Consider the following 12,294-nt stretch of genomic DNA (forward strand, 5'->3'; position numbering starts at 1 on the left):
CAAATTTGGATTAAATGATTTTGGAATTTGGTACTTGAAAATTGGAATTTAAAAAAACATGTACATCTACAACGTAACCATAAACATAGAAGAAACCATCCACGACCGCTGGCTTGAGTGGATGAAAACCGAACACATTCCCGCCATGCTCGCCACTGGAAAATTCAGCAAGGCTTTGATGACACGTGTAGTTATAAAGGAAGAAATGGGCGGAATTACCTATTCGATTCAATATACAACCGACAGCAAGGAAACACTTCAAAAATATTATGCAGAAAATGCAGCCGAACTTCGCGCGCAAAGCAAACCTTTTGAGGGAAAATTTGTAGCATTCCGCACCGAACTTGAAATTGTAAGCGAACACTGATGGGAAAAGAAGTACGTGCCAAAAAACACTTAGGCCAACACTTTCTAAAAGACGAAACTATTGCTGAAAAAATTGGCGATACCTTGACGCTGAAAGGCTATAAAAACGTTTTGGAAATCGGTCCCGGAATGGGCGTGCTCACCAAATATTTAATTCAAAAAAATGTAGAAGTTATCGCGATGGATCTCGACACGGAATCCATTGCATATTTGGAGGAAAATTATCCCGATAAAAATCTTAAAATCCTTGAAGCGGATTTTTTGAAGTACGATATTTCACAACTTTTCGGGGAGGAACAATTCGCCATTACAGGTAATTTTCCGTACAATATTTCAACCCAAATTGTTTTTAAAATGTTGGAATGGAAAGAGCGAATTCCAGAATTTACGGGAATGTTTCAAAAAGAGGTTGCCCAGCGCATTTGTGAAAAGGAAGGCAGCAAAGCTTATGGAATTCTTTCGGTTTTGGCACAAGCCTTTTATGATGCGGAATATCTTTTCACGGTGCCGCCTTCGGTTTTCAATCCGCCACCAAAAGTGGACAGCGGCGTGCTTCGTTTAAAAAGAAAAGAAGATTTTTCGGTTCCGTGTGATGAAAAAATGCTCTATAAAGTTGTAAAAACTGCTTTTCAGCAACGCAGAAAAACACTTCGCAACAGTTTAAAATCCTTCAATCTTTCCGATAAAATAAAAGAAGATGCTATCTTTGGCCTACGCCCGGAACAACTTTCCGTTTCGCAATTTATAGCCCTTACACAAAAACTGGAAAACGATGCAATTTGAACTGACTGAAGAGTTTATAGAGCAAGTTGAACAGTACATCGCCAACAATGATGGCGATGCGCTGAAAGGGCTCTTGGACGATTTTCACTTTGCCGATGTTGCCGAATTGCTTCAAGAACTAAATCACGAAGAAGCTACCTATTTGGTAAAACTTCTCGACAGCGAAATTACCAGTGAGGCGTTAATGGAGTTGGATGACGATTTTAGGGAACGCATTCTCGACAATCTTTCCCCTTCTGAAATCGCTGACGAGCTTGATGAAATGGACACCGATGACGCGGCCGATATTATCGCCGAGCTTGACGACCATATTCAAAAACAGGTAATCGACCATATTGAGGATGAAGAGCACGCCGCAGATATTGTGGATCTGTTGCGCTATGACGAAGATACTGCGGGTGGTTTAATGGCGAAGGAATTGGTTCGCGTTAAAGAAACTTGGACCGTTGCTGGTTGTGTTCGTGAAATGCGCCGCCAGGCTGAAAACGTTACCCGAGTACATTCCATTTATGTTACCGACAGACACGGAAAATTAAAGGGAAGACTTTCCCTAAAGGATTTACTTACAGCGCCGGAACGTGCGCACATCAGCGATATCTATATTCCAAAGGTAGATTATGTAAACGTACATACCGATGCCGAGGACGTTGCGCGAATTATGCAGAAATACGATTTGGAAGCCATTCCCGTAATTGATGACGAAGGAATTTTGGTGGGAAGAATTACCATTGATGATATTGTAGATTTCATTAAAGAAGAAGCCGAAAAAGATTACCAAATGGCTGCCGGTATTTCGCAGGACGTTGAGGCGGATGATAGTATTTTTAAGCTTACAAAAGCCCGCTTACCTTGGCTGATGATTGGAATGTTGGGCGGTTTGGGAGCTGCTAGCATCATTACAGGTTTCCAATCCATGATGACCACTTTTCCAAAAATCATAATTTTTGTACCGCTAATTCAAGCAACCGCAGGAAATGTTGGCGTACAGTCCAGCGCCATTGTGGTACAGGGTTTGGCGAATGATACCATAAAAGGAAATATTATAACACGATTATTGAAAGAATCTTTGCTAGCGCTCGTTAACGGAATTGCCATCGCTTTGGTTGTTTTGGTTATTAGCCATTTTCTTTTCTTTACTTCTTATCTCGAATCCATTAGTATTGGTATCGCAATTATAACTGTTATTATTCTTGCAGCTTTGATTGGCACATTCATTCCCATTCTTTTAGATAAAAGAGGAATTGATCCTGCCGTAGCAACGGGACCGTTTATAACCACAAGCAATGATATTTTCGGAATACTTACCTATTTTCTTATTGCGAAATTAATTTTAGGCTTTTGAAATCTGAAATTTTCAAACAGCGTTTCACCGTTCCCGCTTCAGCTATTGATGGTTTGAATCACGTAAATAATGTAACTTATTTGCAATGGTGTTTGGATGCCGCGGAAGCACATTGGATTTCAAAAACTTCGGAAGCGCAGCGCGAACAAAATGTTTGGGTGGTTTTGAACCATTTTATTTCCTATAAAAACCCTTCCTTTTTAGGCGAAGAACTTGAAACGCAAACGTGGATTGACAATTACGAAGGCGTAAAAAGCGAACGGCATTATAAAATAATCCGTCCCACTGACGGAAAAATTATCGTTGAAGCTACCACGCTTTGGTGCTTTTTGGATGCGAAAACATTTCGCCCCACAAAAATTACGGAGGAAATTTCAAACCTTTTCATTTAAAATATGAAGTTAGGGAAGTAGCCTTCAAAACTATTATTTTCAATACTTTTGCGCTATAAAACTGCACCGCATTGAGCGTTTTCAAAAAACTTTTTAAACAGACATTTATTTATGGCCTTGCCACGGTTTTGCCGCGAGTGCTCTCGGTAATTTTAGTACCGCTTTATGTGAAAGTCTTGTTGCCCGAGGAATATGGAATCTATTCCACGGTTATGGCTTTCCTTATTTTGGGAAATGTTTTACTGAGTTACGGAATGGAAACGGCGTTTTTCAGATTTGTTACAAAAGATAAATCGCAACAAAAAATCGTTCAATCTACAACGCTTACATCGCTCACGGTTTCCACATTATTTTTCTTGGGAATTACTTTACTTTTCAGAAATTATATCGCTGAGGTTTCAGAATTTAAGCCCGAATACGTAACCTACGGACTTTTAATTTTAGCTTTGGATGCTTTAGTGGTGTTGCCTTTTGTATGGTTTCGCGCCAATGAAAAACCGATGATATATGCTACTATCAAAATCTTCAACGTAGTTATTAATCTTCTCTTTAATCTGTTTTTCCTTTTAATGCTTCCGAAACTTGCCGAAAGCAGTAGCTATTGGAATTCCCTTTGGTTTCCCGATAATAAAGTGGCTTATGTTTTCATAGCGAACTTAATTGCGAGTGCCGTAACGCTTTTGGTTCTGCTTCCGCTTTATGTGAAAATTGGTTTCGGTTTCAGCAAAAACATTTGGAAACAAATGATGAAATATGCCATTCCAGTGCTAATTGCAGGAATTGCTTTCAGTATAAACGAAGCTTTTGACAGGATTCTTCTCAAATATCTTTTGCCCGAAAATGTAGCCGAAACACAAGTTGGGCTTTATTCCGCTTGCTACAAATTGGGAATGTTTATGACGCTTTTCGTAATGGCCTTCCGTTTGGGGATTGAACCGTTTTTCTTTAACCATTCCGGTCACGAAAACGCAAAAAATACCTACGCTACAATTACAAAATATTTCACGCTTTTTGGATGCTTGATTCTTTTGGTAGTAGTTGTGTATATTGACGTTTTTAAAAGAATTTTAATCCCAAACAGTCAATATTGGGAAGCTTTAAAAATAGTTCCGCTGATACTTTTGGCGAATCTTTTTTTGGGAATTTACCATAACCTTTCAGTGTGGTACAAAGTTACGGACCGTACAAAGTTCGGGGCCTACATTTCAGTTTTCGCAGCAATTGTAACGCTAGTGCTCAACTATGTTTTAATCCCAATTATCGGTTATATGGGCTCCGCAATCGCAACGCTTGCCGCCTATGGCAGTATGATGGTGCTTTCGTATCTTTACGGCCGCAAGTATTATGACGTGCCTTACGAAGCGAAAAAAATAAGCGGGTATTTGCTTTTGGCCATTGGTTTTTCGGCAATTTCCTTTTACGCTTTCAACGGAAATATATTGATAGGAACTGCGTTGTTAATTGTATTTGCCGTAATTATGTTCTATTCTGAAAAGAAGGAATTTTTAAAAATCATCCGAAAATAATTTCAATGACAATTAAAATAATCAACAAATCAAACCACCCATTGCCTTCCTACGAAACAATAGCTTCCGCAGGAATGGATTTACGCGCCTGCGTTGACGGGCCTTCAACCTTAAAACCTTTGCAGCGAGCCATCGTAAAAACCGGGTTGTTTATAGAATTACCAATTGGTTACGAAGCACAAGTCCGTCCCCGTAGCGGTCTGGCAGCAAAAAAGGGAATCACAGTTTTAAATTCGCCCGGAACAATTGATGCCGATTATCGCGGAGAAATCGGGGTGATTTTGGTAAACCTTTCCAATGAAGATTTCACTATCGAGCACGGTGAGCGCATTGCACAATTGATAATCGCAAAACACGAACGCGCCGTTTGGGAAGAAGTTGAAGAATTAACCGATACTTCACGTGGAGCGGGAGGTTTTGGTTCAACGGGCACAAAATAAAAATAGCAATTCAAAAAAATCTAAAATCGTTAATCGACAATCGTAAATATGAAGATTATAGTCCCAATGGCAGGCCGCGGAAGCCGTCTTCGCCCACATACACTTACAGTTCCAAAACCGTTGATTCCCGTTGCGGGAAAACCAATTGTTCACCGTTTGGTGGAAGACATTGTTGGCGTTCTTAACGAAGATATTGACGAAATTGCTTTCATTCTCGGCGATCCCGCTTTTTTTGGAGATGATGTGGTTGAAAGTTTAAAAGCACTTGCAACAAGTTTAAATGCAAAGCCTACTATTTATCGTCAGCTAGACCCTAAAGGAACGGGCCACGCCATTATGTGTGCAAAGAATTCACTTTCCGGACCAGCTGTTATTGCTTATGCAGACACTTTGATTCGTGCAGATTTCGATTTGGATAAAGAAGCGGACGCCGTAATTTGGACCAAAAAAGTTGCAAATCCCGAAGCATATGGCGTAGTAAACCTCAACGAAAAGAACGAAATAATAGAGCTCGTTGAAAAGCCAAAAGAATATGTGAGCGACCAAGCCGTTATAGGTATTTACTATTTTAAGGATGTTTCGCAATTAAAAAATGAATTGCAATACGTTTTGGACAATAACATCATCAACGGTGGTGAGTACCAAATTAACGACGGAATCAAAAGGATGATGGCCGCTGGAAAAATTTTCAAAACCGGAACGGTTGATGAATGGATGGACTGCGGAAACAAAGAGGTTACCGTGGAAACCAATCAAAAAATGTTGGGTTTTCTTTCTGAAGCCAATTACCCTTTAATTGCTGAAAACATCAATAATGAAAATTCAAAAATTATTGAACCTTGCTTTATCGGTAAAAATGTAATTTTAAAAAACAGTACTATTGGCCCCTACGCCTCAATTGGCGAAGGCACGGTAATTGAAGATAGTACGGTTAAAAACAGTATCATTCAAACCAATTCAAAAATAAAAAACGCGAATTTGGACAACGCAATGATTGGCAATCATGCTACTTTTGATGGCAAGTTCACCAACGTGAGCATTGGCGATTATTCTGAATTGAAATAACAGCAAATGTCCCCCCGAGCGCAGTCGAGGGGTTTTTTAAATCAAAAAGGTCTCGACTGCGCTCGACCTGACATTAAGTTTGAAATTTAAACTCTTATATACTTTTCTTCTTCTCTTCGGAATTCTTCTTCCGAAGCAACTCTGCGCACAAGAAATTAAAAGCGATTCTATCCAAAATCCAATGGATCAATTGGGTGAGGTTACAGATGCTTTTCAGGAAAACTTTTTTGAAGCTTTGAAACAAAAAGCAATCGAAAATTATGAATTGGCCTTAACTGCTTTAAATAAAGCCGAAAAAGCTGCGAAAAGCGAAGAGAACAAAGCCGTTGTATATTTTGAAATGGGCAAAAACCACACCTATTTAAAAGAATACGCCCAAGCGGAAGAAAATTTCAATAAGGTTTTAAAAAGCCAAGGAAATCGGTTGGATGTTTTGGAGCAATTTTATGAACTTTATTATCAGCAAAAAGAATACGAAAAATCCATTCCGTTAGTTCAAAAACTCATTCCTTTTGATGAAGATTACAAAGAGGATTTGGCAAATCTTTACACACTCACCCAGCAATATGACAAGGCTTTGGAGCAGTTAGATGAATTGGATTATGTTTGGGGTGAAAGCGATATCCGAAATGCCTTGCGCGCCCAAATTTACCGCGCTACCGGAAATACCGAAGGTGCTATTGAAAACTTGGAACAAAAGATTGACAGCAACCCAAAAAATGAAAAAGAATACCTAAACCTAATTTTTCTTTATAGCGAGCAGGGTAACAAAGAAAAAGCTTTTGACGCTGCTAAGGATTTGCTGAAAAACAATCCAAAATCGCAGTTGGTGCATTTGGCGCTTTACAAGTTTTATTTGGATGAAGGCAATGCTTCGGAAGCTATAAAATCCATGAAAATAGTTTTTGCTTCGGAAGAAGTTGATAAGGAAACAAAATATAAAGTGCTGGGCGATTTCATCCAGTTTGTGAATGAAAACCCGCAGTATGAAACAGATTTGGCTGAAATCGTAAATCAATTTTCTGTTGAAAATGGACGCATTTATGAAAAACTGGGCGATTATTACGCAGCCAAAAATCGAAAAGAAGACGCATTAGCTGCCTATGAAAAAGGAATTGCAAAAGACGCAGATAATTACAACCTATTGAAGAACACACTGCTGTTTCAAATTGACTTTAAAAAATATGAAGCTGCCGCAAAATTGAGTTCCGACGGTTTGGAGATTTTTCCCGCGCAGGCACTTTTATATTTGCTGAATGGCGTGGCCAACAACGGACTTCAAAAAAGCGATGTCGCAATTGAAAGTCTTGAAACCGGTTTGGATTTTATACTTGAAGACCCAAAAATGCAGCATGATTTTTACCAACAATTAAGTCTTGCTTACACAACAAAAGGGGATTCCAAAAAGGCAAAAATGTATGCCGATAAAGCCGCTGCAACCAAAATGCCGAACTAAAAAATATGAAACTGAAATCATTATATTTTCTATTATTACTGGTGTTGGCATCCTGCGGAAGCACCAAAAATATTTCAAATCTTGAAAATGCTTCGGCCAAGGAAGTTATTTCTTCGCACAAAGCCGCAAGCCCTGATTTTAAAACCTTGGCTGGACGTGTGCAACTGGTTTATGAAACCGATGAAAAATCACAGAGTATTACCGTAAGTCTTCGGATGGAAAAGGATAAAAACATTTGGATAAAAGCATCAATTTTAGGAATTACTATTGCAAAAGTTTTGATTACCCCAACGAGTGTCAGCTATTACGAAACCATAGGAAACACTTATTTTGAAGGCGATTTTGCACTTTTGGGAGAATGGATCGGCACGCCAATAAACTTCCAGCAGGCACAGAATATGCTTTTGGGCCAGTCTATATTCACGCTAAATCCTTCGGAATATTCGGCAGCCGTTTTTCAGAATAAATTCAAAGTACAGCCGAAGCAACAACCGCAAAATTTTATACATTCGCTTTTTTTGAACCCCGATAATTTTAAGGTTGCTTCAGAAACGTTATCACAGCCAAAAGATGACCGTTTGTTGAGCATTCGCTACGGCGATTATCAAAAAATTGAAAACCAGTTTTATCCTTCAACTATTTTGATAGATACTTCGGAAAAAGGCTCAAAAACGAAAATTGAAATCAATTATAAAAAAATCGATTTGAACGTGGACGTAAGTTTTCCGTTTGATATTCCAGCAGGTTATGAAGAAATTCAACTTAATTAAATGAAGCCATTCCGCACATATCTTTTTTTATTCGTCTGTTTAGTTACAGTTTCAAACGCTTTTGCCCAACCGGATAAACAAAAGGAATTGGAGGAAAAAAGGCAGGCTATTTTGGAAGAAATAAAGCAGATAAACTCGCTTCTCTTCAAAACAAAAAAGGAGGAAAAATCTGTGCTTTCGCAAGTTGAAGACTTGAATCAGCGCATTAGTGCAACTGAAAATTTAATCCGCGTTACCAATCAGCAAGCAAACCTGCTTAGCAGAAATATAAACGATAATATTACTAAAATTAGCAGTCTTCGCGAAGAACTGAAAGTAATGAAAGCGGATTATGCCGAAATGATCCGCAAATCATACAAAAGTAAAAGTCAACAGAGCCGGGTTATGTTTTTGTTGTCTTCACAGAATTTTCTACAGGCTTACAAGCGCGTTCAATATATGAAGCAATATGCCAAGTTCCGAAAAAAGCAGGGAGAGGGCATTAAAGCTAAAACCGAGGAATTGCAAAAACTCAATTCAGATTTAATTGCACAGAAAAAGACAAAACAAAAATTGATTGCTGAAAATGAACTGGCCAAAACCAACTTGACTGAAGAACGGAAAGATCAGCAAGCGTTGGTGGCAACCTTAAAGAAAGATGAAGGCAAGTTTACAACCCAAATAAGGGACAAACAAAAAGAGGCTGACAAAATAGACCGACAGATAGATGCATTGATTAAGGCAGCTATTGAAGAAGCAAACAGAATAGCTCGGGAAAAAGCTTTAGCAGAAGCGAAGGCAAACGCGAATAATACAACAAACAATACTGCCACAACTACTAAAAACGAAATAACAAAACCAGCCTCTAAGGAAGAGTTTGCAATGACGGCTGAAGATAAAGCCCTTGCGGCCAGCTTTACAAGCAATAAAGGAAAACTACCTTGGCCAGTTGAAAAAGGAATGGTTATAAAAAGTTTTGGAACCCACCAACATCCGCAATTTCCTAATGTTACTACAAATAGTAGCGGGGTGGAAATAGCTACTGCAGACAATGCTGCCGTGCGCGCCATTTTTGAAGGGCAGGTTTTGTCAATTCAAGTTATAAAAGGAGCCAATAAAGTTGTTCTAATCCAACATGGAGATTATATTTCAGTGTACAGTAACTTGGCTACTGTTTCAGTGAAAACAGGCGATAAGGTTTCTACCAAACAAAATATAGGAACTGTGGCAAAAAGCCCAACGGAAGGAAAGACAGTTTTGAAATTCTATATTTATCAAAACAAGACAAAAATAAATCCGGCAGATTGGATTTATAGAATGTAAAAAAAGGGAGCCACAACAGCTCCCTTTTCATTTTAAAAAATTTTAAAATTTATTGAATTACCAATTTTTTAGTTGCAATACTTTCACCTGCTTTTATAGTTACAAAATAAATTCCAGAGGCATAGTTTGAAACGTTTATCGTTGCAATGGAAGTGTTATCAATATTTGTTTTGTTTTGTAACACTTGTCCTAAACTGTTGGCGATAGTTATATCAAAATTACTGTATGTTTTGTCTGAAAGACTAATATAAACTTCGCTGGTAGCGGGATTTGGATATAACGACAAAGCATTGTCAAATTCATTTTCAGAAACACCTATCAAGCAATCTAAAATGCCTCCTGCGTAAAACTTGGCTCGGTTACGTTCACCTTCCCATCCTTCTGTATCATTTTTTGCACTTACGGCAAACCACATTGGGTCATCAGGATTTGTAATTGGAACTGTTATAGAGTTGGTGCTTGAAGTTCCAACTACTTCCATATATTTTTCGCCTAACATATACAAATCATACGAATCTGCATCATCTATGTCACTCCATTCAAAAGTGGCAGAATCTTCACAAACTTGAATAACATTAATCACAAGCGGACTTCTGGCAATATTAAAAGTTGCATCACTAACATCTTGAAAAGAGCCACTGGTTACTCTAATGAGCAAATTTCCACCCACTTCATCCGGAACGCTCCAAGTGTAAAAGTGAGTATCGTTTGGCACAGTTGTAATGTTGTTCCAGCTGCTTCCATTGTTATTGGAATATTCCAAAACAAAATCGTCTGTGGTATTTACTTCGTCCCAATGAATTGTTTCCGCTATAAATGGTTGGAAGTGTTCGCCTCCATTTGGATACGTCATTACAACATGTTCAGAAATAAGTTCATAAACAATGTAATATTCCTGTGGTCCAACGGGGACGTTGAAGCCAGTAATATCTAATTCATAATTACCTACTGCTGGATCGTTTATTAAAACTTGCTCCACATTATTTAAATGGTCTGGGCCATTGGTTGCAGGATTATTAAGCGTTACTGGATCTGGAGTTGGGTCAAGAATCCATGGCTCATACGTATTGCTTGAAGGATCGGTTACAACCAAATCCAAATCGTTTACCAAAGCTGGATCTGCTCCAGGTGACGCAGCTTGATCGCTCCAATAAACCATAAAACGAACTTGGGTAGTTCCAGAGGGAACGTTGATGGTATGAGTGTTTGTGTTGCCTTGTGAAACTTCATCAGAAAGATAACGGCCATCTTCAATAAGTTTTACGGCTTGAAGAGCATTCACTATTCCCCATCCAAATTTGTAATCGGGGCCCACATTTCCTGCTTCATTTGCAGTATTCAAAAGGGTTGCTTTTATTAAGGCCGAAGGAGGAAAATCGCCCCCGTGCAAATCTCCATAAGCCTGATAGAGCTGTGCCGAAATTCCAGCAATGCCCGGAGCTGCGCCAGAAGTACCTCCGAAGGTTTGATAGGTATTGTTTTCATTGGTTGAAATTTGGTTTTGACCATTTGCAGCGATGTCTGGCTTTATCCTTCCATCGTGAGCTGGCCCACGGCTACTAGAGGTTACCAAAGATCCATCAAAAAATACATTAGCAGTTGCAATAACATTTTTACCTTGTTTATGGCCTCCGGTAATATTTCCCCATTGGGTTCCTGCACCGTAGCCACAATTACTTCCGTTTGAATTTCCGGCCGAAAAAACATGAAGCAATGTAGGTGTATCCAATGTTTGTTGGTCCACTGTTCTTGTAATGCTGGTATAACCGTCGTTGCAACCATTGCTATAGGAAGAATTTGTTATTTGAACAGAGCCATCATTAATCAAATTTAGGGTTGGATTATCCAAAAAGTTACTTTGATAATTAACAACATATACATCTGAGCCCGCAGCCATACCTCTGTTTGAAGGAATTAAATTTCCTGCTCCTGCCATAATTCCGGCAACACCATCGCCGTGGGATTGGTTCGCAACATTGGTAAGGTTTGTCAGTCTTCCTTCAAAATCAATATGTGGCCCTACGCGGCCGTCATCGCGAACCATTACCCCAATACCTTCGCCTGTATAATTTCTACCTGCCCCTGTTTGTGTATCTAAACTATTGGCTCTGTGAAGACTTCTTCCTCGAGTATCATCAGGTACAGCTGGAGCTACAACAAGATCAACCCATTTAACAAAAGAAAGATTTGAAAGCGTTTCCAAGCAATTGTTTGGAATGGAAAGATCCAATATATGCTGTTCCTTGTAATTTTGCTTTACTATTATTTGTTGCCTGCCTAATTCATTAATGGCATAAGTATCTGTAACATTTTTATGGTATTGAAGCGTTACCAAAATATTGTCGCCGTTCATTGCCCAATAATCATAATCGCCGCTTTTTAATTTTGCCGAAAGTTTTGCATTGCCATCAACCGGAACAATGGTGCGCACCCCGTTGTTTTTTAGCAAGGTGATGGAAGTGTTCTCTGGAAAATAAAACAGATAAGTTTGGTGTGGAATATATTCCAATAATTGCAAATTGTTCTGTTTAAACAAATCCTGAACCTGTTGTGTTGGGGTTTCGTAAAATTGAATCCAGCCAACATAGCCATTATTCAGTCTAGCAGATTCAGGCATTTGATTCCACTGAAAAGTTGCAATGTTTTCAGGCATTTCATAAGTTTCACCCTGAAAACGGATGTCATTTGAATTTTGCGCAAACGTTAGTGAAAAAACTAACATAAGCGTCAAAAACGAAAAGATTTTAATTTTTGAGAAAGTAATTTTTGCCATAATTGACTTGTTTTAGATGGGTTATGGGTTAAAAAAAACGGCATAAAACACCGTCATATCTTCTCAAATATATTTATTT

Annotated in this window: 11 protein-coding genes; 10 read left to right on the plus strand and 1 reads right to left on the minus strand. The window is 38.8% G+C overall.

The annotated features are described in order from the left end of the window. Positions 1-58 precede the first annotated feature (58 nt). The 10 genes from A7A78_RS09475 (at position 59) to A7A78_RS09520 (ending at position 9,442) form a co-directional block, all read left to right on the plus strand. Complete coding sequence (locus A7A78_RS09475) at positions 59-367, plus strand: DUF4286 family protein (protein ID WP_068762212.1); 309 nt, start codon at positions 59-61, stop codon at positions 365-367. After that, entirely contained in the window at positions 367-1,149 is a 783-nt protein-coding gene (gene rsmA / locus A7A78_RS09480; protein ID WP_068762213.1) for a 16S rRNA (adenine(1518)-N(6)/adenine(1519)-N(6))-dimethyltransferase RsmA, read from the plus strand. Before A7A78_RS09475 ends, rsmA begins: the two co-directional genes overlap by 1 nt. Then, entirely contained in the window at positions 1,139-2,491 is a 1,353-nt protein-coding gene (gene mgtE / locus A7A78_RS09485) for a magnesium transporter (protein ID WP_068762214.1), read from the plus strand. Before rsmA ends, mgtE begins: the two co-directional genes overlap by 11 nt. Next, positions 2,488-2,883: an acyl-CoA thioesterase gene (locus A7A78_RS09490; protein WP_068762215.1), complete on the plus strand. Its 396-nt coding sequence runs from the start codon at positions 2,488-2,490 to the stop codon at positions 2,881-2,883. Before mgtE ends, A7A78_RS09490 begins: the two co-directional genes overlap by 4 nt. 71 nt (positions 2,884-2,954) lie before the next feature. Continuing rightward, entirely contained in the window at positions 2,955-4,409 is a 1,455-nt protein-coding gene (locus A7A78_RS09495; RefSeq protein WP_068762216.1) for an oligosaccharide flippase family protein, read from the plus strand. A gap of 5 nt (positions 4,410-4,414) precedes the next feature. Next, positions 4,415-4,849 carry a dUTP diphosphatase gene (gene dut, locus A7A78_RS09500; RefSeq protein WP_068762217.1) on the plus strand — a complete coding sequence of 145 codons (435 nt, stop codon included), beginning with the start codon at positions 4,415-4,417 and terminating at the stop codon, positions 4,847-4,849. 48 nt (positions 4,850-4,897) lie between these two features. Then, positions 4,898-5,914 carry a sugar phosphate nucleotidyltransferase gene (locus A7A78_RS09505; protein WP_068762218.1) on the plus strand — a complete coding sequence of 339 codons (1,017 nt, stop codon included), beginning with the start codon at positions 4,898-4,900 and terminating at the stop codon, positions 5,912-5,914. A gap of 79 nt (positions 5,915-5,993) precedes the next feature. Then, the gene (locus tag A7A78_RS09510) at positions 5,994-7,370 is read left to right on the plus strand and encodes a tetratricopeptide repeat protein (RefSeq protein ID WP_068762219.1); all 1,377 of its coding nucleotides are present in this window, start codon (positions 5,994-5,996) and stop codon (positions 7,368-7,370) included. Between the two features lie 5 nt (positions 7,371-7,375). After that, positions 7,376-8,140 (plus strand): lipoprotein insertase outer membrane protein LolB1, encoded by a 765-nt coding sequence (gene lolB1, locus A7A78_RS09515; RefSeq protein ID WP_068762220.1) that lies wholly within the window; start codon positions 7,376-7,378, stop codon positions 8,138-8,140. Then, positions 8,141-9,442, plus strand: a complete 1,302-nt coding sequence (locus A7A78_RS09520; protein ID WP_068762221.1) for a murein hydrolase activator EnvC family protein — start codon at positions 8,141-8,143, stop codon at positions 9,440-9,442. Positions 9,443-9,491: 49 nt separating this feature from the next. Here A7A78_RS09520 and A7A78_RS09525 read toward each other — a convergent pair whose 3' ends face one another. Further along, the gene (locus A7A78_RS09525) at positions 9,492-12,215 is read right to left on the minus strand and encodes a S8 family serine peptidase (RefSeq protein ID WP_068762222.1); all 2,724 of its coding nucleotides are present in this window, start codon (positions 12,213-12,215) and stop codon (positions 9,492-9,494) included. Positions 12,216-12,294 lie beyond the last annotated feature (79 nt).

The organism is Aequorivita soesokkakensis, from assembly GCF_001641085.1.
GTDB lineage: Bacteria > Bacteroidota > Bacteroidia > Flavobacteriales > Flavobacteriaceae > Aequorivita > Aequorivita soesokkakensis.